The organism is Sagittula sp. MA-2 (assembly GCF_030126985.1).
Taxonomy (GTDB): domain Bacteria; phylum Pseudomonadota; class Alphaproteobacteria; order Rhodobacterales; family Rhodobacteraceae; genus Sagittula.
In genome coordinates, this window is the sequence record NZ_CP126145.1 from 3,242,552 (window position 1) to 3,268,073 (window position 25,522).

At 67.8% G+C, this 25,522-nt stretch carries 28 protein-coding genes and 1 tRNA gene; 17 read left to right on the top strand and 12 right to left on the bottom strand.

What is annotated here, in order from left to right; genetic code table 11:
* Positions 1-3: 3 nt before the first annotated feature.
* Together QNI11_RS15810 and QNI11_RS15815 are read right to left on the bottom strand one after the other, a co-directional pair.
* Positions 4-420 carry a cytochrome c gene (locus tag QNI11_RS15810; protein WP_100929676.1) on the bottom strand — a complete coding sequence of 139 codons (417 nt, stop codon included), beginning with the start codon at positions 418-420 and terminating at the stop codon, positions 4-6.
* Positions 421-483: 63 nt separating this feature from the next.
* Positions 484-1,002, bottom strand: coding sequence for a hypothetical protein (locus QNI11_RS15815; protein ID WP_283980836.1), 519 nt, complete (start codon positions 1,000-1,002; stop codon positions 484-486).
* Positions 1,003-1,121: 119 nt separating this feature from the next.
* Here QNI11_RS15815 and QNI11_RS15820 point away from each other — a divergent pair, with 119 nt between their 5' ends.
* Complete coding sequence (locus tag QNI11_RS15820) at positions 1,122-1,529, top strand: PaaI family thioesterase (protein ID WP_283980837.1); 408 nt, start codon at positions 1,122-1,124, stop codon at positions 1,527-1,529.
* 8 nt (positions 1,530-1,537) lie between these two features.
* Positions 1,538-1,972, top strand: coding sequence for a DMT family transporter (locus QNI11_RS15825; RefSeq protein ID WP_040604295.1), 435 nt, complete (start codon positions 1,538-1,540; stop codon positions 1,970-1,972).
* Between the two features lie 524 nt (positions 1,973-2,496).
* Here QNI11_RS15825 and QNI11_RS15830 read toward each other — a convergent pair.
* The gene (locus QNI11_RS15830) at positions 2,497-3,183 is read right to left on the bottom strand and encodes an ABC transporter ATP-binding protein (RefSeq protein WP_283983521.1); all 687 of its coding nucleotides are present in this window, start codon (positions 3,181-3,183) and stop codon (positions 2,497-2,499) included.
* Between the two features lie 4 nt (positions 3,184-3,187).
* A complete protein-coding gene (locus QNI11_RS15835; protein ID WP_283980839.1) occupies positions 3,188-4,471 on the bottom strand; it encodes a lipoprotein-releasing ABC transporter permease subunit in 1,284 nt (427 codons plus the stop codon).
* A 106-nt stretch (positions 4,472-4,577) separates the two neighbouring features.
* On the opposite strand from QNI11_RS15835, the gene QNI11_RS15840 reads away from it, so the two are divergent.
* From QNI11_RS15840 to QNI11_RS15855, 4 genes are all read left to right on the top strand, one after another.
* Entirely contained in the window at positions 4,578-5,243 is a 666-nt protein-coding gene (locus tag QNI11_RS15840; RefSeq protein ID WP_100929672.1) for an NAD(P)-dependent oxidoreductase, read from the top strand.
* Positions 5,240-5,569: a DUF1992 domain-containing protein gene (locus tag QNI11_RS15845; protein ID WP_283980840.1), complete on the top strand. Its 330-nt coding sequence runs from the start codon at positions 5,240-5,242 to the stop codon at positions 5,567-5,569. The genes QNI11_RS15840 and QNI11_RS15845 overlap by 4 nt, the downstream gene beginning before the upstream one ends.
* Positions 5,570-5,608: 39 nt before the next feature.
* The gene (locus QNI11_RS15850) at positions 5,609-6,718 is read left to right on the top strand and encodes a pyridoxal phosphate-dependent aminotransferase (protein ID WP_283980841.1); all 1,110 of its coding nucleotides are present in this window, start codon (positions 5,609-5,611) and stop codon (positions 6,716-6,718) included.
* A 131-nt stretch (positions 6,719-6,849) separates the two neighbouring features.
* Complete coding sequence (locus QNI11_RS15855) at positions 6,850-7,077, top strand: histidinol phosphate aminotransferase (RefSeq protein WP_100929669.1); 228 nt, start codon at positions 6,850-6,852, stop codon at positions 7,075-7,077.
* Between the two features lie 214 nt (positions 7,078-7,291).
* Here QNI11_RS15855 and QNI11_RS15860 read toward each other — a convergent pair whose 3' ends face one another.
* Positions 7,292-8,488, bottom strand: a complete 1,197-nt coding sequence (locus tag QNI11_RS15860; RefSeq protein WP_283980842.1) for an alanine--glyoxylate aminotransferase family protein — start codon at positions 8,486-8,488, stop codon at positions 7,292-7,294.
* A gap of 145 nt (positions 8,489-8,633) precedes the next feature.
* Here QNI11_RS15860 and QNI11_RS15865 point away from each other — a divergent pair, with 145 nt between their 5' ends.
* A complete protein-coding gene (locus tag QNI11_RS15865; protein WP_283980843.1) occupies positions 8,634-9,356 on the top strand; it encodes a tyrosine-protein phosphatase in 723 nt (240 codons plus the stop codon).
* Positions 9,353-11,161: an ABC transporter ATP-binding protein gene (locus QNI11_RS15870; protein ID WP_283980844.1), complete on the top strand. Its 1,809-nt coding sequence runs from the start codon at positions 9,353-9,355 to the stop codon at positions 11,159-11,161. The genes QNI11_RS15865 and QNI11_RS15870 overlap by 4 nt, the downstream gene beginning before the upstream one ends.
* Before the next feature lie 105 nt (positions 11,162-11,266).
* Here QNI11_RS15870 and QNI11_RS15875 read toward each other — a convergent pair whose 3' ends face one another.
* A complete protein-coding gene (locus tag QNI11_RS15875; protein WP_283983522.1) occupies positions 11,267-11,944 on the bottom strand; it encodes a TIGR04283 family arsenosugar biosynthesis glycosyltransferase in 678 nt (225 codons plus the stop codon).
* A gap of 63 nt (positions 11,945-12,007) precedes the next feature.
* Between QNI11_RS15875 and QNI11_RS15880 the strand changes: the two genes are divergently transcribed.
* Complete coding sequence (locus QNI11_RS15880; RefSeq protein ID WP_283980846.1) at positions 12,008-12,745, top strand: folate-binding protein YgfZ; 738 nt, start codon at positions 12,008-12,010, stop codon at positions 12,743-12,745.
* A complete protein-coding gene (locus QNI11_RS15885; protein ID WP_283980847.1) occupies positions 12,746-13,543 on the top strand; it encodes a fructosamine kinase family protein in 798 nt (265 codons plus the stop codon).
* Here QNI11_RS15885 and QNI11_RS15890 read toward each other — a convergent pair.
* Both QNI11_RS15890 and efp read right to left on the bottom strand, forming a co-directional pair.
* Positions 13,540-14,025, bottom strand: a complete 486-nt coding sequence (locus QNI11_RS15890) for a GNAT family N-acetyltransferase (protein ID WP_283980848.1) — start codon at positions 14,023-14,025, stop codon at positions 13,540-13,542. The genes QNI11_RS15885 and QNI11_RS15890 overlap by 4 nt on opposite strands.
* 95 nt (positions 14,026-14,120) lie before the next feature.
* Entirely contained in the window at positions 14,121-14,684 is a 564-nt protein-coding gene (gene efp, locus QNI11_RS15895; RefSeq protein WP_100929663.1) for an elongation factor P, read from the bottom strand.
* Between the two features lie 214 nt (positions 14,685-14,898).
* Here efp and QNI11_RS15900 point away from each other — a divergent pair, with 214 nt between their 5' ends.
* Complete coding sequence (locus tag QNI11_RS15900) at positions 14,899-15,219, top strand: DUF6280 family protein (protein WP_005863737.1); 321 nt, start codon at positions 14,899-14,901, stop codon at positions 15,217-15,219.
* Positions 15,220-15,337: 118 nt separating this feature from the next.
* Here QNI11_RS15900 and QNI11_RS15905 read toward each other — a convergent pair whose 3' ends face one another.
* The 3 genes from QNI11_RS15905 to QNI11_RS15915 form a co-directional block, all read right to left on the bottom strand.
* Entirely contained in the window at positions 15,338-16,795 is a 1,458-nt protein-coding gene (locus tag QNI11_RS15905) for a hypothetical protein (protein ID WP_283980849.1), read from the bottom strand.
* Positions 16,796-16,865: 70 nt separating this feature from the next.
* Positions 16,866-18,275 carry a TolC family outer membrane protein gene (locus tag QNI11_RS15910; protein WP_283980850.1) on the bottom strand — a complete coding sequence of 470 codons (1,410 nt, stop codon included), beginning with the start codon at positions 18,273-18,275 and terminating at the stop codon, positions 16,866-16,868.
* Between the two features lie 47 nt (positions 18,276-18,322).
* Complete coding sequence (locus QNI11_RS15915) at positions 18,323-18,976, bottom strand: protein-L-isoaspartate O-methyltransferase (protein WP_283980851.1); 654 nt, start codon at positions 18,974-18,976, stop codon at positions 18,323-18,325.
* 231 nt (positions 18,977-19,207) lie between these two features.
* On the opposite strand from QNI11_RS15915, the gene QNI11_RS15920 reads away from it, so the two are divergent.
* Positions 19,208-19,281, top strand: a tRNA-Cys gene (locus tag QNI11_RS15920).
* A gap of 126 nt (positions 19,282-19,407) precedes the next feature.
* On the opposite strand, the gene QNI11_RS15925 is transcribed toward QNI11_RS15920, so the two are convergent.
* Positions 19,408-21,051 (bottom strand): Na/Pi cotransporter family protein, encoded by a 1,644-nt coding sequence (locus tag QNI11_RS15925; RefSeq protein WP_283980852.1) that lies wholly within the window; start codon positions 21,049-21,051, stop codon positions 19,408-19,410.
* Positions 21,052-21,199: 148 nt separating this feature from the next.
* Between QNI11_RS15925 and QNI11_RS15930 the strand changes: the two genes are divergently transcribed.
* The 5 genes from QNI11_RS15930 (at position 21,200) to phnE (QNI11_RS15950) (ending at position 25,520) form a co-directional block, all read left to right on the top strand.
* The gene (locus QNI11_RS15930; protein ID WP_306418198.1) at positions 21,200-22,009 is read left to right on the top strand and encodes a DeoR/GlpR family DNA-binding transcription regulator; all 810 of its coding nucleotides are present in this window, start codon (positions 21,200-21,202) and stop codon (positions 22,007-22,009) included.
* 42 nt (positions 22,010-22,051) lie between these two features.
* Entirely contained in the window at positions 22,052-23,020 is a 969-nt protein-coding gene (phnD, locus tag QNI11_RS15935; RefSeq protein WP_100929657.1) for a phosphate/phosphite/phosphonate ABC transporter substrate-binding protein, read from the top strand.
* A gap of 69 nt (positions 23,021-23,089) precedes the next feature.
* Positions 23,090-23,884, top strand: coding sequence for a phosphonate ABC transporter ATP-binding protein (gene phnC, locus QNI11_RS15940; RefSeq protein ID WP_100929656.1), 795 nt, complete (start codon positions 23,090-23,092; stop codon positions 23,882-23,884).
* Positions 23,881-24,705 (top strand): phosphonate ABC transporter, permease protein PhnE, encoded by an 825-nt coding sequence (gene phnE, locus QNI11_RS15945; protein ID WP_100929655.1) that lies wholly within the window; start codon positions 23,881-23,883, stop codon positions 24,703-24,705. Before phnC ends, phnE (QNI11_RS15945) begins: the two co-directional genes overlap by 4 nt.
* The gene (gene phnE, locus QNI11_RS15950; RefSeq protein WP_100929654.1) at positions 24,705-25,520 is read left to right on the top strand and encodes a phosphonate ABC transporter, permease protein PhnE; all 816 of its coding nucleotides are present in this window, start codon (positions 24,705-24,707) and stop codon (positions 25,518-25,520) included. The genes phnE (QNI11_RS15945) and phnE (QNI11_RS15950) overlap by 1 nt, the downstream gene beginning before the upstream one ends.
* Positions 25,521-25,522 lie beyond the last annotated feature (2 nt).

Here is a 25,522-nt window from a genome sequence, read left to right on the forward strand (position 1 = left end):
AACTTACTTGCGGTCTTCCTGGATCGTCTCGAGGTATTCCAGCAGCGCCACCAGCTTGCGCGGCGTCGGCGTCTGGATGCCATCGCCCGAGTCGAAGGGCACGAGGTCGCCTTCCAGCAGTTCACCGAATTCCGGCATCCCCGGCCCGGCGATGTCGGAGCGCGCGTAGCCGTCGATGATCGACATGACCTTGGCGCGCGGGAAGGCGTTGCCGTGGCGCAGCCTGATCAGCGTCAGGTCCTTGGGTGCCTTCTGCATGCGGCGCGCCATCGGACCGTCGCCCTTGCCGTTTTCGCCATGGCAGACGGCGCAGTTTTCCATGAAGAGCGCGCGGCCGTCCTGCGGCCCCGGCATCTCGGTCTCTTCGACACAACCCGCCAGTCCGGCGGTCATAACCAACGCGATGAGCGGTGCGCGCATGTCCTTCAGCCCCTCTTTTTCAGGGTGTGATGCCAGCGCCCTGCCGCGGATGCAAGCGCTGCGTCAGACCTGCAGGTTTTCGAGATAGACGATCAGGTCCATGGTGGATTGCGTGGTCAGATGCGGGGTGCCGTCGGGGCCGATCCACTCCACCAGCGGGCCGTCGAGGGCGCCGCCGATCTCCGGCATCAGGCCGCGGTGATAGGCCCCCGCCCCCTGCATCGCGCCGATCACGCGCCGCGCCGGGAAGGTGCCGCCGTTGTTCAGTGCAAGCGTCGTGAGGTCCGTGGGCTTCACCGTCATCTGGCCGGAGACGCGACCTAAACCGCGTGCCTCGGCGCCGTGGCAATCCATGCACCAGCCCGCATAAAGGCTTGCGCCCTGCGTCACCGGCACCGCGCGGGGCGGGCTGATCACGGTGACCTGCGGCTCCACGAGGTAGACGGCCGAGGCCGGCGCGGTGCCCGAGAGGGTGATGGTGCCCGATTGCGGCGCGGCAGGTCCCGGACCCGCCAGCCGTTCGAGGAACGCGCATCCCGACAGCAGTCCCAGTGCCGCCGTCAGTGCCAGCCAACGCTTCATCCGAGATCCTTCCCTATCTGTCCCCCCGGCCTCCTCTGTCGCGCACCGCGCATTCGGGCGCGTGACAGGCGCCGTTCCGGCGGTCATGGTCGGACCCAGAAGACGTCCGAGGGAGACTCATGCTCGATCCTGCCACCGCAAATGCGCTGTTAGAAGACAATTTCGCCCCATGGGTGCAAGCTTTGCAGCCAAAAGTGTCCGATATCACACCATTGGGCGCCGTTCTTGAAATTCCGGTTACCGCAGAGATCGCCCGTGTCGGCGGCATCGTGTGCGGGCAGGCCCTGTCGACGCTGGCCGATACGGCGATGGTCTTTGCCTGCGCCGGGCATATCGGAGAGTTCGTGCCGGTGGCGACGACGAACCTGGAGACGCGGTTCCTGAGCGCGGCGCGGGGCGATGCGATCCGCTGCACGGCGCAGGTGGTGAAGGGCGGGCGGGCGCTCCTGTTCACCGAAGCCGTGCTGGTCAGCCTGCCCGGCGAAAAGGAGGTCGCGCGGGCCAGCGCGACGTTCTTCAAGCCATGACGCCGGGGATGACGCATTACGCAGTGGTCATGCTTTTCGCGGGCATGGGCATCCCGATCCTCGCGGCGCTGAACGCGGCGCTGGGGCAGCGGCTGGCCTCGCCCGTGGCGGCGGCGGTGGTCCTGTTCTGCGTGGCGCTGGCGATCTGCCTCGTTGTGTGGATTCTCAATGGTGCCAAGGGCTTCGGGGGTGTGCGCGTGGCGCCGAAGCACCTGCTGCTGGGCGGCGCCTTCGTCGCGTTCTACGTGCTGTCGGTGACTTTCATCGCCCCGCATTTCGGCGTCGGCAACGCGGTGTTCTTCGTGCTGATCGGGCAGTTGATCTCGGCCGCGGCGATCGACCATTTCGGCCTGTTCGGCGCGCGGATCAGCCCTTTGACCCTGACGCGCGCGACCGGGATCGCGGTCATGGCGCTGGGGGTCTGGATCACGCAAAGGGCGTAAAGCGCGGTGGGTGTGCGGCGGCAACGGGGGGGCGGTCCTGCCCCCGTTCACGCGGCGCACGGTGGGGTTAACGGCCCGTCCGGCGCCAGATGCAGTGGGGCGGGCGGGGCTTTCCACAACGGATTACCGAAGGCTTAAGCCGCGCCAGTGTCGCATTAAGGTGCGAACCGGCCGATTGGACCCCGATTCCCGGCCGGTTGTTAACCTTTGTCCCGGCGCGCCGCGCCCGGGACCGCGATTTGCCCGCGGATGTGGTTAACGGGCGCATGTGTCGCAGGGGCGCAGGCGGTGCCGGGCACCGCCCTGCGAACCGCCCGGCCATCGGCGATCCGTGGCGCGCCGTCCGGGTTCGCGCGCGCCGGATGTCACTCGCAGATGGAAAGCCAAGGGCAAGGCGGCGCAGAGCCCCGCCCTACGATCCGTCACGCGGTTTGCCACCGGCGTGTCCGGTACATCCGGTCGGTGCGCGTCATCCGCAGACCCGCACGACAGGCTGTAGGGCGGGGCTTTGCGCCGCCTCCCCCTCAGCCGTCGGCGCGCAGGTGGCCGTCTTCCATCCGCACGCGCCGGTCCATGCGCGCGGCGAGGTCGAGGTTGTGGGTGGCGATCAGCGCAGAAAGCCCGGTCTCGCGCACCAGGTCCATGAGCGCGGCGAACACCCGGTCGGAGGTCTGCGGATCGAGGTTGCCGGTCGGCTCGTCGGCCAGCAGCAGCTTCGGCGTGTTGGCCATGGCCCGGCAGAAGGCGACCCGCTGCTGTTCGCCGCCGGACATGGCCGCCGGGCGATGGCCTGCGCGCTCCCCGACACCGACGCTGTCCAGCAGGCTGCGCGCCCGCTCCTCCGCCGCCTGTCGCGGCACGCCGTTGGCAAGCTGCGGCAGCACGATGTTCTCCAGCGCGGAGAACTCCGGCAGCAGGTGGTGGAACTGGTAGACAAAGCCCACCTCCGCCCGGCGCACCAGCGTGCGGCGGCGGTCGGACTTGCCCTGCATCGGCTCGCCCGCGATTTCCACCGTGCCGCTGTCGGCGGTGTCCAGAAGCCCCGCGATGTGCAAGAGCGTCGACTTGCCCGCGCCGGAGGGCGCCACCAGCGCCACGACCTCGCCGCGCGCGACTTCGAGGTCGCAGCCGCGCAGCACGCGGACCTCTCCGGGTTTGCCGGCGTTGTAGACCTTCTCGATCCCGGTCAGCCGCAGCACCGGGTCCTGCACGGTGTCATTCATAGCGCAGGGCCTCCACCGGGTTCATGCGGGCGGCGCGGCGCGCCGGAAAGATCGTCACGATGAACGACAGGCCCAGCGACAGCAGCACCGCCGACATCACGTCGGCCATCTGCAGCTTGGCGGGCAGCGCGTAGATGCCGCGGATTGACGGGTCCCAGACGCCGCCCCCCGCCACGTAGTTCACGAAGGCGAAGATCGGGTCGATGTAGATCGCGAAGAGGCAGCCGAGGATCACCCCCATGGCCGTGCCGATGATCCCGGTGAACGATCCGCAGATGAAGAACACCCGCATGACCGAGCCTTCGGTCAACCCCATGGTGCGCAGGATGCCGATGTCGCGGCCCTTGTTCTTCACCAGCATGATGAGGCCCGAGACGATGTTCATCGTGGCGATCAGCACCAGCACCGAGAGGATGACGAACATCACGTTGTCCTCGATCTCGAGCGCGCGCAGGAACCCGCCGGAGGCGTCCTGCCATGTCCAGATCAGCGCGCCGGGGCCCACCGCCTCCGACACCGGCTGGATGAAGCTCTCCACCTCTTCGGGGTCGGAGACGATGACCTCCAGCTCGTCGGCCACGCCTTCGCGGTTGAAGTAGAGCTGCGCCTCGGCGAAGGGCATGTAGATCCGCGTGCGGTCGATGTCGTAGCGCCCGGCGGTGAAGATCCAGGTCACTGTGTAGGATTTCACGCGGGGCGAGACGCCGAAGGCGGTCTTCACCCCGTTGGGCGAGATCAGCTTCACGTCGTCGCCCACGCCCACGCCCAGCATCATCGCCACGCCCGAACCGATGGCCACGCCCTCCTCGAAGCGGTCGAGGTCGCCGCGCCCGGTTTCGGGGTCGGCGATGCGCGGGATGGCCTTCAGGTCGTCGGGGGCGATGCCGAAGACCTCGACGCCGGCGTTGTTGCCGTTGGCGGTGGCCATGACCTGCCCTTTGACCAGCGGTGCGACGCGCTGGATGAAGGGCACGCGTTCGACCTGCTGCGCCATGCCCTCGTAATCGGCGATGGTGCGGTCGGGATTGCCCGCCTCGTCGGTGCGCGTGGTGCTGTAGACGGTCAGGTGCGCGTTGGAGCCGAGGATCGTGTCGACGAACTCTGCCCGGAAGCCGGAGCGCACCGCCAGCGTCGCGATCAGGGCGAAGACCGCCAGCGTGATTCCCACGAGGCTGATCCAGGTCATCACCGAAACGCCGCCTTCGGCCCGGCGCGCGCGGAGGTATCGCCACGCGATCATCCATTCGAAAGGGGCGAAGGGCGGCGGATTGCGCATATGATTTTTCTTTCCTGCACTGCTCGGCGGCGAAACTGGCCTTTTGACGCTGCCGGGTCAAGTTAAGGAACTGTGATGGTCAACAACCCGCAGGAGGTGCGTCGCCATGAAACTGCTTGTTCTGGGAGGCAGCCGGGGGATCGGTCTGAAGGTGGTGGAGGCCGCCCTGGCGGCGGGTCACACGGTGCGGGCGATGTCACGCTCCGCCGGGTCGATGCCCCCGCGCGAGGGGCTGGAGCCGGTCGCTGGGGACGCCACGAACTCCGCCGATCTCGGCCCCGCGCTGGAGGGCGTCGATGCGGTGGTCATGGCGCTTGGCATGAAGGAGAGCATCGCGATGCTGTGGCGGCGGGTGACACTGTTCTCCGACGCGACGCGGGCGCTGGTGCCGCTGATGGAGGCGCAGGGCGTGAGGCGGCTGGTCGCGATCACCGGGATCGGCGCAGGCGACAGCGTGTCGGCGCTGTCCACGCCGGAGCGGCTGGGCCACCGGGTCCTGCTGTCGGAGCCCTACAAGGACAAGACCCGGCAGGAAGAGATCATCCGCGCCTCGTCGCTCGACTGGACGCTGGTGCGCCCGACGATCCTGACCGGCAACCGCGCCTGCCACGACATCGAGGTGATGGTTGCGCCGGAGACATGGCGGATGGGCGTGATCAGCCGTGCCGACGTGGCGGAATACGTGGTAAAATGCCTCGACGATCCGGCGACATACGGCACCGCGCCGGTGCTGGCGCGCCGGGTCAGCCGCCCAGGGAGGGCCACGGGATGAGAGGCTGGCACAGGCTGACCGAAGCGCAGATCCGCAAGGCGGAGGCGGAGGGCGCGCTTTCCGGCCTGTCCGGCGAGGGCAAGCCGCTGCCGAAGCGTCCCGGCGATGCGCTGGTCGATGCGGGCGATGCGGTGGGCTTCCGCATCATGGCGGAGGCCGGCGCCCTGCCCGAGGAGATCGCGCTGAAAGCCCAGCTCGACGCCGCGCGCACCGACTGGCAGGCCACCACGGACCCGGACCAGCGGAAACGCCTCATGGCGCGGATCGCCGACCTGCAGCTGCGCTACGAGATCGCCCGGGAAGCGCGCCGCAAGTTCCTGCGATAACGCTTGCACGGCGGAAATCCCGCGGCATATTGCGCAGCCATGAGTGGACCCCGTTACCCCGACCTGATCGCCGACCTTCCCGCAACCGTGCCGTTCGTCGGCCCCGAGGCGCTGGAACGCCAGCGCGGTGCGCCGTTCCGGGCGCGTCTGGGCGCCAATGAAAGCGTGTTCGGCCCCTCCCCCTTCGCCATCGCGGCGATGCAGGACGAGGCGGTGGAGATCTGGAAATACGCCGATTCGAGCCATCTGGACCTGAAGGGCGCGCTTTCCGAGCAGATGGGCGTGACGCCCGCGAACATCGTGCTGGGCTCCGGCATCGACGGGCTTCTGGGGAATTTCGTGCGGCTGCTGGTGGCGCCGGGCGATGCGGTCGTGACCTCGGACGGGGCCTATCCGACCTTCAACTACCATGTCGCGGGCTATGGCGGCGTCTTGCACAAGGTGCCCTTCGCCAAGGACCGCGAGGACCCGGCGGCCCTGTTCGCCAGGGCGGCGGAGGTCGACGCGAAGATCGTCTACCTGTCGAACCCCGACAACCCGATGGGCACTTTCCACAAGGGCAGCGAGCTCGTCTCTGCGCTCGACCACCTGCCCGACGGCTGCGTGCTGGCGCTGGACGAGGCCTATATCGAGTTCGCGCCCGACGGCACCTCGCCGGATCTCGACCCCGAGGACCCGCGCGTGATTCGCTTCCGCACCTTTTCGAAAGCGCATGGCATGGCCGGGGCGCGCATCGGCTACGCGGTGGGCGCGCAGGGGCTGATCAAGGCCTTCGACAAGATCCGCAACCATTTCGGCATGTCGCGCCTGTCGCTGGCGGGCGCGCTGGCGGCGCTGCAGGACAAGGCCTGGCTGGGCGATGTGCTGCGGCTGGTCGACGAGTCGAAGACGCGCATCACCCGCATCGCGGAGGCCAACGGGCTGAGCACCCTGCCCTCCGGCACGAACTTCGTCGCGGTGGATTGCGGCAGCGACGGCGCCTTTGCCCGCGCTGTGCTGGCCGCGCTGGCGGAGGACGGCGTGTTCGTCCGGATGCCCTTCGTCGCGCCGCAGGACCGCTGCATCCGCATCACCGCCGGCCGGCCGGAGGACATGGACATCCTCGAAGAGGCGCTGCCCAAGGCACTGGCGCGGGCGCGCAACGGCTGACCGTCCCTGCCTGCGTTAACGCAGGGTTTACCAAATTCACGCAGAGTGGACGGGACTCCTGCGGCAGATGCGCTAGGCTTTGGTCAACGGCACCCGGACAGGGTGCGGGATCAGGGCCCGGAGCCGCCGCCATGCAGAACCATCATCCGCAACCGGTCGAGGATTACATGACCGCCAACATGATCCTGCTCTTCGTGAACCTGCTCTGGATCCTCGTCGCGATCTGGTCCGTCTGGGGACTTGCCCCGGTGATCCTGATCGCGGCCATCCTGAACCACCTCATCACCCGGCTGGACCAGGCGCGCCGCCGCAGGGACGCCGGGATCGAGCCGCCCTCGGCCAACACCGACAAGGCCTGAGCGGGGCGGCGCGCACCGCGCATCCCGATTTCATTGATCAGACCGTAGAGCCGGCGCTTGGCGCTTTCGCGGCCAGCATCCGGTGCCCTGGGCGGGCCGCCGGGCGGTCCGTTCCGGTGCGTGCCATCCCGAGGACGGGGCCCGAAGGCCCCGGCCGAGACGACCTGTGCGCCGCAGGCGCTCCGCCTCATTGACGGCGGCGCGCCCGCTTTGGTCAGCCGGCGGCCAACACCTCTGCCGCCTGCGCCACGCCGCCGGGGGTGTGCGGGATCTTCAGCACCTTCAGCCCGGTCTCGATCACGCCCAGCGTGCCCAGCATCATGTGCGCGTTGACGTGGCCCATGTGGCCGATCCGGAAATAGCCCGACGCGGTGGGATCGTCCGGGTCGGTCACGCCGAGGCCCACGCCCAGCGTCACCCCCGCCTCTTCCGAGGACCACTTGCGCAGCCGGTCGGCGTTGCCCTTGCCGATCGCCATGGCCGTCACCGCGTGAGAGCGGTGCGCGGGGTCGGCGATGTTCAGCTTGAAGGGGCCGTCCTGCCCCCAATGCTCGACCGCGGCCCAGAGCGCGGCGGCCAGGCGGGCGTGGCGGTTCCAGATCGCCTCCATCCCCTCGGCGCGGATCATGTCGAGCGCGGCGCGCAGGCCATAGAGGTGGTGCGTCGGCGCGGTGCCGCCGAAGTACTGGTAGAACATCTCGGGCTCGGCGCGCTGCGTCCAGTCCCAGTAGTTCGTGACCCGGGGCATGGCGGCGCGCACCGCCTTGGCCTTGTCGTTGAAGAACACGAAGGCCATGCCCGGCGGTACCATCAGCCCCTTCTGCGAGCCGGTGATCGCCACGTCGGCGCCCCAGTCGTCCATGCGGAACTCGTCGCAGGCCATCGAGGCCACGCAGTCCGCCATCAGGAGCGCGGGGTGCCCTTCCTCGTCCAGCACCCTGCGCAACGCCGCGATGTCGGAGCGGACCGACGAAGAGGTGTCGGTGTGCACCGCCAGCACGGCCTTGATCTTCTGGCCCTTGTCGGCGCGCAGGGCCGCGCGCACCAGCTCCGGGTCGATGGGGCGCTGGCGGCCGTGGTCGATCAGGTCGACCTCGATCCCGAGCCCGCCCGCCACCTCGGCCCAGCCGAGGCCGAAGCGCCCACAGGCGGGCACCAGCACGGTTTCGCCCGGCGCCACGACGTTCGACAGCGAAGCCTCCCACGCGCCGTGGCCGTTGCAGATGTACATGGCGACGTGGCCCTTCGTGCCCGCCACGTAGCGCAGGTCGGGCACGAGGCTGTCGACCATGCCGTGCAGATCGCCCGAGTAGATGTCGGGCGCCGGGCGGTGCATCGCCTGCAGCACCGCGTCCGGCATCACCGAAGGGCCGGGAATCGCAACGTGGGCACGCCCCTGTGAAAGTGTCATCCGGTCCTCCATATTCCAGAACGGCGCGACCCTTCACCGCCTGCGCCGCGCCGTCAATACCCCCGGGCGCCGCAGGGCATGGGCCTGTTGCTGGACACCGGGGGGTTTGCCGCGTAAACGGCGACACTGACGCTTGGAACCTTCGATGCTGGCACGACTGCGCGACAAACTGGACAAGGCGGAACGTCGCCTGCGCCATTCCTTCGGCACCGACATCACGGATCCGAAGGCGCGGCGCTGGTCGGCGCTGCATTTCCACCTGTTCGACCATGCCTTCCTGCGCATCCTGTGGACCAACTTCTTCGAGATCGCGCCGGGGGTGTACCGGTCGAACCAGCCCACGCACGGCCGGTTCGAGCGTTACGCGAAGATGGGGATAAAGACGGTCATCAACCTGCGCGGCCCGGACAAGCGGGCGCAGTACCTTTTCGAGAAGGAAAGCTGCGAGGCGCTGGGGCTGACGCTGGTCGATGCTAAGCTCTGGGCGCGCACGGCGGCGCCGCGCAGCAAGATCGTCGCGGTGATAGACGCCCTGCGCGCCGCCGAGAAGCCGATGATGTTCCACTGCAAGTCCGGTGCGGACCGCGCGGGCTTCGTCGCCGCGATGTACCTGCTGATCTTCGAGGACGCGCCGATCGAGGTCGCGCAGAAGCAGCTTGGCCTGAAGTACATCCATCTCGATTTCACCAAGACCGGCGTGCAGGATTACATCCTGCGGGTTTATGGCGCGCGTCTGGCGCTGGGACAGATCGGTTTCGAGGAGTGGATCCGGCACGAATACCGCGCCAATCCCCTGCAGGAAGGCTGGGAGGCGCGCCAGCCCGAGGCCGAGGTCGCGCAGCGCCTGATGACGGAGCGCGACGCATGAGCGAGGAAGCCCCGATACAGACCCCGCCCACGCGGCTTCTGGGCTGGTTGTGGAAGCGTTACCTCCGGAAGTACTGGAAGCTCCTGACCGTCGCGCTGGTGTTCATGGCGCTCGAAAGCTCCATGACCGCGGGTTTCGCGGTGATGATGGAGCCGCTCTTCGACGACGTGTTCTCGACCGACGACCGCGGCGCGCTGCTGCGCGTGGGGCTGATCGTGCTGGCGCTGTTCTTCTTCCGCGCCGTGTCGAGCGTGGCGCAGAAGGTGGTGCTGAACCGTGCCGCGCAGCGCAGCATGGCCGACATCCGGCAGGACATGCTGGAGCACCTGATGCGGCTCGACGTGTCCTATCACAACGAGGTCGGCCCCGGGCACCTGATCCAGCGGGTCGAGGGCGACGTGGGCGCCATCGCCAAGGTCTGGAGCACGGTGCTGACCGGCGCCGGGCGTGACGCGCTGACCTTCATCTGGCTCTTCGGCGTGGCGATGTGGACGGACTGGCAATGGACGCTGATCGCGCTGATCGGTGCGCCGCTGATGATCGCGCCGGGCGCCCTGCTCCAGCGTTTCGTGCGCAACAACGCCCGCTGGGTGCGCAACATCGCCGCCGGTCAGTCGACCCGGCTGAACGAGGTCTTCCACGGCATCACCCCGGTGAAGCTGAACCAGCTCGAGACCTATCAGGCCAAGAGCTACCGCAAGCTGGCGAAGAAGCGCATCCTGGGCGAGACGCGCTCGGTCGCCGGGCAGGCGCTGATGCCCTCGCTGATCGACATCATGTCGGGCATCGGCTTCTTCGGCATCCTGTATTTCGCGGGGCGCGAGATTCAGGACGGCGGCAAGACCATCGGCGAGTTCATGACCTTCTTCACCGCCATCGGCATGATGTTCGATCCGCTGCGCCGCCTCGGCGCGATCAGCGGGTCCTGGCAGGTCGCCGCCGCCAGCATCGAGCGGGTGATCGAGGTGATGCACACCGAGCCCGCGCTGAAGGACCCGGAGCATCCGCTGCCGGCGCCCACGGGTACCCCGCGCATCGACCTGCGCGACGTGCGCCTGTCCTACGGCGACAGCAAGGTGCTGCGCGGCGTGACCTTCAGCGCCGAACCGGGCAAGACGACGGCGCTTGTCGGCGCATCGGGGGCGGGCAAGTCCACCATCTTCCACCTGCTGACCCGGCTGGTCGATCCGCAGGAGGGCGCGGTCACCATCGGCGGGACCGAGGTCTCGGCCATGCGGCTGGCGGACCTGCGCGGCATGATCTCGACCGTCAGCCAGGAGGCGCTGCTGTTCGACGAGACGCTGCGCTCCAACATCGTGCTGGACCGCAAGGTGACCGAAGAGCAGTTGCAGACCGCGCTGAAGGCCGCGCATGTGCAGGACTTCCTGCCGCGGCTGGCAAACGGGCTGGACACGCGGGTCGGGCCGCGCGGATCGACGCTCTCGGGCGGGCAGCGGCAGCGAGTGGCCATCGCGCGGGCGGTGCTGCGCGACACGCCGGTGCTGCTGCTGGACGAGGCGACAAGCGCGCTCGACACCCAGTCGGAGGCCATCGTGCAGGCGGCGCTCGAGGAACTGGCGGTCGGGCGGACGACCATCGTGATCGCCCACCGGCTGTCCACCGTGCGCAACGCCGACAAGATCGTGGTGATGGACGCGGGCCGGGTTGTCGAGGAAGGCACCCATGACGCGCTGCTGGAAAAGGGCGGCGCCTATGCCGCGCTCTACCGGATGCAGTTCGAGACGCGGAAGGCCGGGGATGCCGCCGACGCGGACGAAGGGTCTTCTGCCACCGGAACGGCCTGAGAGGCGCGCTGAGGCCTCTCACGGGGTCTTGTGCTGACTTGGTGCCACTTTGCCCATTCAGTCCCCGATCTGCGCCCGTGCTGCGCTTGTGGGGCGGTCTTGCAGTCAGCTCCGGTAGCGGCGTGCCAGCGCCTCCGGATCGGCACCCGCGAGGTAGCGGGTCAGCGTCGAGAGGTTGCGCCCGCCGCGCACGATCCAGCCCTGCCTGCGATAGCGCTCGGCCGATGTGGTGGCGATGACGTCCAGCGGCTTCAGCCGTCCCTTCAGCGCGCGGGCGAGGGCCACGTCCTCCATCAGCGGAATGTCCGGGTAGCCGCCGACCTCGTCGTAGAGGGCCTTAGGCATCAGCAGGCCCTGATCGCCGTAAGGCAGGCCGAAACTCCGCGCCCGCAGGTTGGCCCATCCCGCGACGACGCGCGGCGCGAGGCCCGTGGCGTCGAAGCGCAGGGTGAAATAGCCCGCCTGCCCGTGGCGGATGGCCTCGGCCACGGGGCGGGTCCAGCCCTGCCCCAGCACGGTGTCGGCGTGCAGCACCATCAGCCAGTCCGCCCGCGCCCGGACCGCGCCACGGCGCAGCTGCCCGCCGCGCGAGGCCGGGCCGGTCACGATCGTGGCGCCCGCCGCATCGGCGATGTCCAGCGTCGCATCGGTGGAGCCGCCATCGCTGACGATCAGTTCGCGGATCAGCCCTTCGGTCAGGCCCTCGCCCAGCGACGCCAGCGCACGGGGCATGTCGGCCGCCGCGTTCAGGGTTGGCATCAGGACGGTGATCGGAGCGGGCATGTCTGTCATCTCTGGCTTCGCGGGTCTATATGACACCCTGAAGCCAGAGGTGAAAGAATAGACATGACGCAAGAGAGCCGAACCGTCCTGAGGGTCCACGGCGCCAAGGCGCGGGAGTTCCTTCAGGGACTGGTGACAAACGATGTGGAGCGGCTGGACGAGGGGCTGGTCTATGCCGCCCTGCTGACGCCGCAGGGCAAGTACCGCGCGGATTTCTTCCTTGTCCCCGATGGCGAGGACGTCCTGATCGACGTGGAGGTGGCGCTGGCCGTCAGCCTGATGCAGGCGCTGAGCATGTACAAGCTGCGGACGCCGGTGGAGATCACCGAGACCGACCTCGTTGTGACGCGCGGCACGGGCACCCCGCCCGAGGGCGCCTTTGCCGATCCGCGCGATCCGCGGCTGGGCTGGCGTGGCTATGCCGGGCAACCCGCCGGAGAGGCCGACTGGGACGCGCTGCGCGTCGCCGCCTGCGTGCCCCGCGCCGGGGTGGAGCTGACCCCGGACACCTTCATCCTTGAGGCCGGGTTCGAGCGCCTGAACGGCGTCGATTTCAAGAAGGGCTGCTATGTCGGGCAGGAGGTCACCGCCCGGATGAAGCACAAGACGGAACTGCGCAAGGGATTGGCGCGGGTCGCCATCGACGGCCACGCGCCGGTCGGCACGACGATCGTCAGCAACGGCAAGGAGGCGGGCACGCTGTTCACCCAAGCGGGCAACGAGGCCATCGCCTACCTGCGCTTCGACCGTGCCGGAGAGGACATGATGGCGGGCGACGTCCATGTGTCGATGGTCGGCTAGGTGATCCCCGGACCCTACCTTGCCGCGACGTTCGAGACCCGTGTCACGTCAGTCCGTCACCTGCACGGCGGCGACCTGTCCGAGGTGGCCCGCGTCGACCTGGCCGACGGCCGCCGCATGGCGGTCAAGGTCGGCGCCAACGTGGCCGTCGAGGCGCGGATGCTGCAGGCCATGGACCGCACCGGCGCGCCGGTGCCGCGCGTGCTGTTCCAGGGCCGCGACATCCTCTGCCTCGAATGGCTGGAGGAAAGCCCCGCAACCGATGCCGGCTGGCACGCGCTGGGACGTGGGCTGCGGCGGCTGCACGCCACCGCGGGCCGCAGCACGGGATGGCCGGAAGGCTACGCCTTCGGGGCGCTGAGACTCGACATGACGCCGCGCCCGGACTGGCCGTCGTTCTGGTGCGAGGCGCGGCTGCTGCCGTTCCTGCCGCACCTGCCCGCCGCCCTCGCCCGGCGGGTGGAGACGTTGGCCGGCGCCCTGCCCGACCGGCTTGAGGACGTGACGCCGATGCTGCTGCACGGCGACCTCTGGAGCGGCAACGCGCTGTTCTCCGGCGACCGGGCGTGGCTGATCGACCCGGCCTGCTACTTCGGCGACCCGGAGGTGGACATCGCCATGCTGCACCTGTTCGGCAAGCCGGGCCCGTCCTTTCACGACGGCTATGGCGAGCTGCGCCGCGGGCACGAGGCGCGCCGCCCGATCTACCAGCTGTTCCCCGCGCTGGTGCACCTGCACCTTTTCGGCGGCAGCTACTTCGGTCTGGTGGAGCGCCTGCTGACACTGGCGCGCGTCTAGGCACCGATCCGGGCGGGCGCTGCGGATTTGTCGAAGGACTGCACCGACAGCCTGGCCCCGTGGCGCTGCATCAGCGCGGCGGAGGCGGCGTTGAAGGCATGCACCCGCACCGTCCAGCCGCGCGCCCCTGCCCCTGCGCTGTCCCGCTCGAACCGGTCGATGAGCCGCGAGGCCAGCCCCCGGCGCCGCCAGATCGGCTCCACCCAGATGTGATCCAGAAGGGCCGTGCGGCGGGGGCGTTCCAGCGCGGCGACGCCCTCGGGCAGCATCTGCCACTTGAGGTAGCCGCGCGCCACGCCTTCGGTGCGGTAGACGAGGAACCGGCTGCCGGCATTCCAGGCGCCCTGCAGAACCTCGTGCAGGTCCGCGTCGCTGGCGGCATCGTGGAAGCGGTCGGGCACGTGGACCGCGTGCAGGTCGTTGAGGGACCGGAAGAGCGGCACAAGCCCGCCCAGGTCGCTCTGCGTGGCTTCGGTAATCATGAAAAAGGCCTCCTTGGCTGTGAGAGCCGGAGGCCTTTTCTGTCTGTATATCGCCCCCGGCGGTTGCACGGGGGAATGGGTTCAGGCCGCGCGGGTTATGCGCGTTCCGAATACTCCATGGTCTCGGTGTTCACGACGATCTGCTCGCCGGTGCCGACGAAGGGGGGCACCGTCACGCGCACGCCGTTGTCGAGCAGCGCGGGCTTGAAGCTGTTGGCCGCGGTCTGGCCCTTCACCACCGGCTCGGTCTCTTCGATGGTGCAGATGACCTTCTGCGGCAGCGTGGCGTTCAGCGCCTCGGATTCGTGGAATTCCACGACGATGGTCATGCCGTCCTGCAGGAACGGGCGACGCTCGCCGAGGATGTCGGCGTCCAGTTCGACCTGCTCGAAGGTTTCCGTGTCCATGAAGGTCAGGCGGCCGTCGGTCTCGTAGAGGAACTGCATGTCCTTCTGTTCGAGACGCACGCGCTCGACTTTGTCGGCGGACCGAAAGCGTTCGTTAAGTTTTGACCCGTTACGAAGGTTCTTGAGCTCGACCTGGGCGAAAGCGCCGCCCTTGCCGGGCTTTACGTGATCGACCTTCACAGCGGCCCAAAGATGGCCGTCATGCTCTAGAACATTGCCTGGACGGATCTCGTTACCGTTGATCTTGGGCATGGGAGCTTTTCCGTGTCGAAAGGTTGATGAAACTTCGACCGCTCCTATATCTGGCCCGTTGGTGGCTGGCAAGACAACGATATGTCGTGCTGCACTTGCAGCAGTCATGCGCCAGCCGCAATAGAGCTATGCTGTATCGGGGTATCCGAATCGGAACAGATAGGCCATAACCCGCGTTACGCCGAACACAAGAGCAATAATCAAAGGTCGCACTATGAAGGATTTCGTTGACGGCACCGCATTCAACGCCGAGCAAGGCAACCGTGCCCGCAAGCTGTTTGCGGCCGTGGTTCTCGCCGCTCTGGACGATGCGATTGCCGATGACAAGAAGTATGGCAACGGGCCGGAGCAGATCGCCCGCTGGGCGCGTTCGCGCGACGGGCGCGAAGTTCTGTCCTGTGCCGGGATCGACCCGAACGAGCGTGTCGTGAACGGGCTGATGGAATTTGTCTCGAAGGGCGTTCGTACGTCCGTTGCGCTTTCGCGCGAAGAGAGCGAGCGTCGTCATGCCGCTCAGCAGGCCGAAGCTGCCTGAACCCAAACTGCTGCCAAGCTGAAAAAACCCGCTCTTCGGAGCGGGTTTTTCTTTTCAGAACAAGGATTTACGTTGCGTAGCCCTGATCGGGATCTCGCGGCGGACTGACGCGTGCGCGTCAGTCGAAGTCCTGTGTCATCATCACGCGATGGATTTCGCGGCGGACCAGCTTGCGCACGTTGCGGGTGATCCGCTCTCCGAGCACGCCCTGAAGTTCCTGGCGGACGATCTCCGACACCATGTCGCGCAGCATCGCCTCGTCCAGGTAGGGCGCGTCGTCGGACGCCTGCGCGACGGGCTGCGAGGTCTCTTCGTCGCGGTCGGCGTCGGCGCGCGGCGCCACGGCCTGACGTGCGCTGTCCCTGCGGGGCGCGTGGTCTTCCCAGTCGAGCATCGGCTCAGGCGGGCGGTGACGGAAGGCCGGGCCGGTGGCGGCGCGTGCGCTGCTTTCTTCCGGGTCGTCTGCCTGCTGTTTTTCCGGTTCCGGTGTCTCGTCCGCCAGATCGTCCCAGACGTCGATCTCGTCATCCGGGACAACGGAGAGCGTCGGGCGCATCGAAGCCGTCACGTCTGCGTGACTTTCGGCCCGGGCCGCGTCCTGATGGACGTCCCGCGCGGCGTCGGCATCCCACGAATCTGCCTCTTGCGACATCATGTGAACCAGCGCCTCGGCCTCGTCGACGTGGTCGGAAAGGTCGTCGGTGGGGTCCTCTTCCTCCGGTCGGGCGGATGACGTTGCGTCATAGCCCGGCTCTGCGAGGGCGGTGTCCGCGTCGTTATCATCCTCGTCGGCATGGTCCGGTGTGGCCTGCTGCGCGTCCGTGGCGACAGGCGTGGCACTGTCGTCACGGCTGTTGATCAGCGCCTCGAGCGCGGCGATCTTCGCCTCCAGACCGCGGTCCATCGGGCCGAAGTCGGTGACGGCCTCTGCCTCTGCCAGCACGGCGGAGAGGTCGAGCGTGTCGTCCTCCGGCGCGTCCTGACCGTCCTGCAGCGCCTCAAGCGAGAGGGCCTCGTCGTCGTCCGCTGCGGGCTCGTCGACGGAGGCGAGGGCGTCGAGAACCGCGTCAAGCTCGGCCTCGTCGGGCGCATCGGAGGGCTCTTCGTCGTCCTCGGGCGTGTCCAGACCGACGGCGTCATGGTCGTAGCGCGACATCGGTTCCGACAGGCGGACGCGGGTCCAGTCGGCGATCTCCGCCACCGGATCGTCCTCCGCCTCTGCGGCGGTGTTCTTGCTGTCTTCGGCGGCGACGCTATCGTCCTTGCCGGCGCGCCCTGCCCTGTCGTCACCGGACCCGAAGACGCGGGCGACCTCCCGCTCGACCAGCCGGGCCAGGCGGCTCGGCTGTGCCGGTTCGGGCGTCTCCGACGGATTGGTGAGAAGCATCGGTTCCGGCGCGGGCTGCGGCCTGGGCGGCGGCGCGTCCTGCACCCGCAGGGCCGGCGTCAGGACAAGCCGTTCGACGCGCTTCGCCTCTCTCGGGAGGGGGTGGCGCGGGCCACCGTCCTCGGAGACGAGTCGCCGAATCGAAGACAGGATATCCTCTATCTCAACGTTCGTGACGGGATCTGACATTATTCTACCACTCTGACCTCGTCACCAATGTACCCGCTTGCGCGAATTCGCACAACAGACCCGAAAAAGACTAGTCTTTTCCGAGGGCGCGGAGGACACGGTCCAGTTCCTGACCCTGCTTGCTGCGCGCCACGGGCGCGGTCTTGACGAGGTTGTAGTAGGCCGCCGGATCGAAGTGCGGCACGTCCAGCCGCAGCGCTTCCGCCGTCATCAGGCCGAGCGAGGCCAGAACGTCGTAGGCCGCCGAGAACTCCGAGATCTGGGCAGAGATCAGGTTGGCCCGCGCGTCGAGCAGTTCCTGTTCGGCGTCGAGCACGTCGAGCGTGGTGCGTGCGCCCAGCGTCGCCTCCTCGCGGACCCCGCGGAAGGCGGTCTCCGCGGCGCGGACCTGCTCTTCGAAGGAGGTCTTGTTGGCGCGGGCGACCCGCAGCGCGCTGTAGGCAACGCCGACCTGCTGTTCGATGGTAAGGCTGACGACATGCAGGTTGGCACGCGCCTGGTCGCGCCCTGCCATGGCCTGACGCACCGCCGAGGCCAGCGCCCCGCCCTGGTAGATCGGCCCGCTGGCCTGCAGCGAGACCGACCCGCCGCGCGAGAAGTCGTCGTTGCCGAATTCCTCCGTCACGCCATAGGTGCCCTGCAGCGAGACGGACGGCTTCATTGCGCCCTTGGCGATAAGGATGTTCAGTTCCTGAACGGCCACGGCATATTGCGCGGCGTGCATGTCGGGGTGGCGCTGCAACGCCTGCCGCTTCGCTTCTTCCACGCTGGCGGGCAGCGAGGGCAGAGAGGTCGGCGTCACGAGGTTGCCGGGATCGCGGCCGACGACTGCGTGGAATTCCTCGCCCGCCTGGATCAGCGAACCTTCGGCGGCGGCCAGCGCGGCCACGGCGGCGGCGAGGCGCGCCTCTGCCAGCGCGACGTCGGTGCGGGTCACCTCGCCGACGTCGAAGCGGTCGCGCGCGGCGCGCACTTCCTGCCGGATCACGCGGACGTTGTTCTGACGGAGGCCGAGGGTCTGCGCGGATTCGCGGATCCCGAGGAAGGCCTTCGCCGCGCGCAGCAGGATGCTCTGTTCGGCGGAAAGCAGGTCGGCCCGCGTCGCAAGCACGGATTCCTTGGCCACGTCCAGCGCCAGACGGTTGCGGCCGCCAGCATAGAGGACGATCTCGGCGGTGAGGCCCACGGTCGCGTCATGGGTGATGTTGCGCGAGGTCAGGCCGCTGGCGCCCGCGGTGCCGTACTGGCGCCGCACCGAACCGGACCAGTTCAGCACCGGGCGCAGAGAGGCGAGCGCCTGCGCCACATCCTCGTCGGCGGCGCGCAGCAGCGCGCGGTTCTGCTCCACAACGCCGCTGTGGATGTAGGTATAGGAGAGCGTCTCGGCCAGCGTTTCCGCCCAGCCTGCGGTGGCGGTCGCCACCGATACCGCTATCGCGGCCACCCCTCCGACACATGTCGCGCGCAGTCTGCTCAGCATAGCTGTCCCCAATCGCAAGTCCCGTCCCGGCTTCTCGTCCGGTTGTATCAGAGCGCGAACACTTCGTCCTTCGTGAACCCCGGCAGGACAGGCGCCGTGCCGTTGAACGCGAAGCGCCAGTTGATCGCGCCATCGTACTTGTGGCCCACCCGGACGGTGCCGAGCGCGCCTTCCATGAAGATGACCGCCATGCGGCCGCCTTCCTTGAGCTGGTCGCACAGCGTCTCCGGCAGCGTCTCCACCCCGCCCTCGACGATGATGACATCGTAGGGGCCGTGTTCGGAGGCACCGGCATCCAGCGTACCCTCGTGCAGGATCACGTTGTCGGCGTGGTGCTCCGACAGGAGGGACTGCGCTTCGGAGGCGCGGGTGTCGTCATCCTCGACGGCGACGACCGCCTCGGCGATGCGGGCGATCACGGCGGCGGAGTAACCCAGCCCCGCACCCACGTCGAGCACGAGGTCGTCGTTGGAAATGTCCAGCGCGTCCAGCATCTTGGCAAAGACGCGCGGGTCCAGAAGCACGCGCCCGCCACCCAGCGGCACATGCTCGCTGACATAGGCGGCTTCGATCCGGTCACGCGGCACGAAGGCTTCGCGCGGGACGGTGAGCATCGCTTCGATGATCGGGAATTCGGTCACGTCGGAGGGCCGCACCTGCGTGTCGACCATCATCCGGCGTCGTGTGGCAAAATCGCTCATGCACTAAACTCTTTCGTTCAGAGGCCTGAACTGCGTTGTGCCACATCCCGACCGGGGCGGCAATGTCTGAGCCGGTCAAACTTGGGTGTAGTGTTGCAACTGTCAGACGCCCCCGAGGAACGGACGCCCGGCAGGTCCGGCGCGCGCGGGGCCGCGCCGCGGCGGCAATCGGAAAGTCGACGGATAACCGCTTGACGTCCCCGGGCGGGGGCCCTAATCAGGCGAAACTCTGGCGAGTTGGCGGAGTGGTGACGCAGCGGATTGCAAATCCGTGTACACCGGTTCGATTCCGGTACTCGCCTCCACATAAAATCGTGATCCTATCGGACAGCGCCCTTCGGGGCGCCGATTTTTTGTGGGCAGTTTTCCATGTATTCGTCGTTTTCGGCCCGGATGGGCGGATGCCTGAGCGATCCTTCAGGCGTTTCGTATCAGGCGTTTCGCGTCAGGCGGCTGCCGAGGAAGGCGCCGGCCTCTTCCAGGATCGGGTAGGCCGCGTAGGTGAAGGACGTGTTGATCTGCTTCAGCAGGCGCAGGCACTCCTGGTGCATGTTGGTGCTGGCCACGCTGTCCGATCTGCGGTCCTGAAGCCGCTGGAGGTGGCGCTCCTGCAGGCGCTGTTCCAGTCCCCGCATCTCGTCCTTCTGGGCCACGAGCTGCCGCGCGTCGTCGGGGTTGCCGGTGGTTAGCACGCCCATCGCAAGTTGGGCGTTCGAACAGACCACATCGTGCAGCCGCTCCAGATCGTTCAGCCCTTCGCCGGAGAAGCTGACCGCCTTGCGGTGCATCTTGCGGGCGATGGCGAGCATGTTGACGGCAATGCGGTCGGCGGCCTCTTCCAGACCGTTGGCCACGGTCACCAGTTCGAGCGTCTGGCGCGACTGGCTGTCGGACAGGTCTTCGGCGCGCAGGCGGGAGATGTAGAGCTTCGATTCGTAGTGCATCCGGTCGACCGCCTCTTCGAGCCGCAGGATGCGCGCCTCGGCCTCCGCGTCCCAGGCGCGGTAGAGCGGCTTCACCTGCACGAGCATCGCCTGGACCGTCTCGCCCATGCGCATCAGTTCGCGGCGGGCGCAGGCGATGCCAAGGCGGGGATCGGCCACGGCGTCGGGGTCGAGCGCGCTCAGGTCGTCCTGCAGGGCGTCGGGGTCCGAACGCACGAAATGAGCGGAGGCGTTGAGGAAAAGGCCCGGCCACGGCAGCACGAGGAGGGTCAGGACAAGGTTGAAGAGGATGTGCAGCGTGACGGCGCGGGTCCCTTCCTCAAGCCCCGGGAGGAGCGCGGGCGTCTCGAGGAAGTAGAGCGCGAGGAGGCCAGCGACGGCGAGGCTCCCCCTTGCGAGGGTATTGGCGGTGACGACCACGCGCACGTCGCGGCCGGTGCCGGAAAGCAGCGTCATGGGGATGATCGCCCCGCCGAAGTTTGCGCCCAGCACGAGGGCGGCGGCCACCGGCGCCGTGGTCAGCCCGGTCGCGGCAAAACTGGCCACGGTCAGCACCGCGGCGAGGCTGGAGTGCATGGACCACGCCAGAAGCGCACCCAGCACCCAGGCGCTGAGCAGGTCCCCTGCAAGGTAGGCCGCGATGGCGCGCACGATGTCGTTGGCGGCAATGGGGGCCGTCGCGGCGCGGATCATGCCGAGCGCCAGCAGGATCAGCGCGAGGCCGATCAGCACCCGGCCCGCCTGTTTCAGGGCGTGGTTCTGCTTGCGGAAGTTCAGGATGACCCCGGCCAGCAACAGGACGGGGATCGCGCTCTGGATCGGCAGGAAGAGGACGCGCGCCATGAGGGCGGAGCCGAGCTCCGCACCGACGATCAGCACCAGCGCCGCCGCAGGGGCGATCGCGGCGGAGGCGATGAAGCCGCTGGCGATCAGGGTCACGGCGGTCCCGCTTTGCATCAGCATCGCCGCCAGCATACCGCCCATGGCCGCCGTCAGCCGGTTGCGGCACAGGTTGCGCAGGCCCTGCCGCACCTGGGACATGAAGGCACGTTCGATCCCCGTGCGGACCAGCCGGACCGCCCACAACAGCAGCGCCACGGCCGCCGACAGATGTATGAGGAAACCGATCACCGGTGCCCCTGCCCTTTCCACAATAGTCTTTTTGAATCGAGGTGTTTGACCAAAGACGACCGCAAAGATGAGGCATATGCAACAAAAATGATTGTAAAACGAGTGCAAAGCCACAAACATGGCCGGGAAACGCGAGTCAGGACGCAACGTGGCAGTGACCGGCATCCAATCCCCGAAACCCGACACGGCGCCGCCGAGGCTGCGCAAGTCGGAGCGGCGTGAGCAGATCCTGCTGGAGCTGAAGCTGCGCCCGCACCTGCGGATTTCCGAGCTGGCGGAGCGCTTCAACGTCTCGACCGAGACCGTGCGACGCGACTTCGACGCGCTGGCCGACGACGGGCTGGTGGCGCGGGCGCATGGCGGGGCGATGGCCACCGGCGCAGGGCATTATCCGGGGCTCGACGAACGCGCCCATGCCCGCATCGGGGAACGCGAACGCATCGGGCGGCGCGCCGCGGCGCTGGTCGAGGAGGGCGAGACGCTGATGGTCGACAGCGGGTCGACCACGATCCAGTTCGCCCGGGCGCTTGCCCTGCGCGGCACGACCTGCACCGTCATCACCAATTCGATCCCCGTGGCCATGACGCTGGCGCAGGGACCGCAGCAGGTGCTGCTGTGTCCGGGGGAATACCTGCCCGCCGAAAGCGCCGTGGTGGGGACCGACACGCTCGACTACCTCGCCCGGTTCAACGTCGACCGCTGCATGATCGGCGCCTCGGGGCTGACGGAGGACGGCCCTTCGGAGAGCGTGCGGGGCTTTGCCGCCGTGAAGCGCGCCATGCTGGGCCGCGCTGCGCGGCGCCACCTGCTGATCGACGCGGAGAAATTCGGCAAACGGGGTCTGAACGCGGTTGGAGGACCGGGAGACCTCGACAGCGTGATCGTGGATCGCCTGCCGGGGCCGGAGATTGCCGGGACACTGACGGCGGGAGGCGTCGAGTTCATCCTGGCGGACTGAAAACAACGCGGTGAAACTGCCGCACACAAGGGAGGAAAACACATGACACAGACACTCAGGCTGATGCTCGGCGCGTCGGTGGCGGCGCTGCTGGCCACGGCGGCCCAGGCGCAGGACTGCCCGAAAGGCGACCTCGACGCGCGTTATTGCGATGCGGACGGCGACCTCGTGGCGGACGTGCCCACGGACGAAAGCCAGTGGATCGACCCGGACACGCTGGTGTTCGCCTACACGCCGGTGGAGGACCCGGCGGTCTACAAGACGGCGTGGTCGGACTTCCTCGACCACCTCAAGGAAAAGACCGGCAAGGACGTGATCTTCTTCCCGGTGCAGAACAACGCCGCCCAGATCGAGGCGATGCGGTCGGGCCGCCTGCACATCTCGGGCTTCAACACCGGGTCGAACCCGCTGGCGGTGAACTGCGCGGGCTTCCGTCCCTTCACCATCATGGCGTCGGCGGACGGAAACTTCGGCTACGAGATGGAGATCATCACCCATCCCGAAAGCGGCATCGAGAGCGTCGAGGACATCAAGGGCAAGCAGATGGCCTTTACCTCGCCCACGTCGAACTCTGGCTTCAAGGCGCCCTCGGCGATCCTCAAGGCGGAATACGGCATGGAGGCGGAGACCGACTTCGAGCCAGTGTTCTCCGGCAAGCACGACAACTCCATCCTCGGCGTCGCCAACCAGGACTACCCGGCGGCGGCCATCGCCAATTCTGTCATGCACCGGATGCTGGACCGCGACGTGATCACCGAGGACCAGGTCAAGTCGATCTACAAGTCGCAGACTTTCCCGACGACCGGCTTCGGCGTGGTCTACAACCTCAAGCCCGAGCTTCAGGACCAGATCAGGGACGCGTTCTTCAGCTTCGACTGGGAGGGCACGTCGCTGCAGGAGGAGTTCTCCAAGTCCGACGAGGCCCAGTTCATCGAGATGAACTACAAGGACTTCTGGGAGGTGATCCGCAAGATCGACGCCGCAAACGGCGTGTCCTACGCCTGCGAATGATCCTGCCCCGATAGAAACCAACGGACAGGGCGCCCTTGCGTCCTGTCCCTGAACGGCTGGGGAACGGGAATGCTGCGCCTCGAGAAACTGACGAAAACCTACAAGACCGGCGACATGGCCCTGAAGGCCATCGACCTCGACGTGCCGTCGGGGCAGGTGCTGGCGCTGATCGGGCCCTCGGGCGCGGGCAAGTCCACCATGATCCGCTGCATCAACCGGCTGGTGGAACCGACCTCCGGCGCGGTGATGCTGGACGGCACGGACCTGACGAAACTCGGGTCCGGGGCGCTGCGCCGGGCGCGGCGCGAGATGGGCATGATCTTCCAGGAGTACGCGCTGGTCGAACGGCTGACGGTGATGGAGAACGTCCTGTCCGGCCGGTTGGGCTATGTCGGCTTCTGGCGGTCGTTCCTGAGGAAGTACCCGCAGAAGGACGTGGACGAGGCGTTCCGCCTCTTGGACCGCGTGGGTCTTCTGCATATGGCCGACAAGCGCGCGGACGAGCTGTCCGGCGGGCAGCGGCAGCGGGTCGGCATCTGCCGGGCGCTGATCCAAGAGCCGAAACTGCTCTTGGTGGACGAACCCACCGCCTCGCTCGACCCGAAGACCTCGCGCCAGATCATGCGGCTGATCTGCGAGCTTTGCGCCGAGCGCGGGCTGGCGGCGATCATCAACATCCACGACGTGGCGCTGGCGCAGATGTTCGTGCCGCGCGTCGTGGGCCTGCGCTTGGGCGAGATCGTCTTTGACGGGCTGCCGACCGCGCTGAGCCCCGACAAGCTGACCGAGATCTACGGCGAGGAAGACTGGGAAGCGACGATCCAGAAGGACGAGGACGGCGAAGCGGTGGAGGCGGCGGAATGAGCGCCGGAACCCATCGCGAGCTGGACGACATGCTGGGCCGCGGCTGGCGCAAGCCCCCGCTGATCCGCAACACCGCCCTGCGCTGGGGCCTGATCGCAGCCTTCGGCGTGTACCTCGTGGCGGCGGTCTCGACCATTCCGGTGGACTGGGGCCGGGTCTACGAGGGGCTGGACCGCGGCTGGCAGTTCGTGCTGGCCTTCACCCATCCCGATTTCGTCACCCGCTGGTCGGACATCTGGGACGGTCTGGCGGAAAGCATCATCATGACGGTCGCGGCCTCGGTCGTGGGCATTGCCATCTCGATCCCCATCGGACTGGGGGCGGCGCGCAACATCGCCCCCCTGCCCGTCTACGTGATCTGCCGGGCGATCATCGCGATCAGCCGTGCCTTGCAGGAGATCATCGTGGCCATCCTTCTGGTCGCGATCTTCGGCTTCGGCCCGCTGGCGGGCTTCCTGACGCTGTCGTTTGCCACCATCGGCTTCCTGTCGAAACTGCTGGCCGAGGACATCGAGTCGATGGACCGCGTGCAGGCCGAGGCGATCCGGGCCAGCGGCGCGCGCTGGATGCAGTGGATCAACTACGGCGTCCAGCCGCAGGTCATGCCGCGACTCGTGGGCCTGTCGATGTACCGCATCGACATCAACTTCCGCGAAAGCGCGATCCTCGGGCTGGTGGGCGCCGGCGGCATCGGCGCGACGCTGAACACCGCCTTCGATCGCTACGAGTACGACACGGCAGCGGCCATCCTGATCCTGATCATCGGGATCGTCATGGCGCTGGAGTACCTCTCCGGCGTGATCCGCGCGAGGGTTCAGTGATGGTGGTTCTAACGCAGGACGGCAAACAGGTCTGGCGCCGCAGGACCACCGGGCAATCGCTGGTACGCTGGTTCGGCTGGCTGATCGGCGTGGCGGTGTTCCTCTTCTGCTGGCAGCGGATCTCCGAGGCGACGACGTGGTTCTTCGTCTGGGACGCGCCGCGCATCGCGGGCGACATCTGGAGCCGCGCCACCCCGCCGCGCTGGGAATACATCACCCAGCTCGGCCGACCGATCTGGGACACGCTGAACATCGCAACCCTCGGCACGCTGATCTCGCTGGTCCTGGCGATCCCGGTGGCCTTCCTCGCGGCCCGCAACACCACGCCCTCCCGCGTGCTGGCGCGGCCGATCGCGCTTCTGGTGATCGTCTCGACCCGTTCGATCAACTCCCTGATCTGGGCGCTCCTCCTCATCGCGATCATCGGGCCGGGGGTCTTCGCGGGCGTGGTGGCCATCGCCATCCGCTCTGTCGGGTTCTGCGCCAAGCTGATCTACGAGGCCATCGAGGAGATCGACCACAGCCAGGTGGAGGCGATCACCGCAACGGGCGCCTCGCGCTGGCAGGTCATGGCCTACGGGATCGTGCCGCAGATCCTGCCCGCGCTGGCCGGCGTCGCGGTCTTCCGCTGGGACATCAACATCCGCGAGTCGACCGTGCTGGGGCTGGTGGGCGCGGGCGGCATCGGGCTGCAACTGCAAAGCTCGCTCAATGTGCTGGCCTGGCCGCAAGTCTCGCTGATCCTGCTGGTGATCCTCGCTGCCGTCGTCATCTCCGAATGGGTGTCGGCCAAGGTCCGGGGGGCGATCATTTGAGC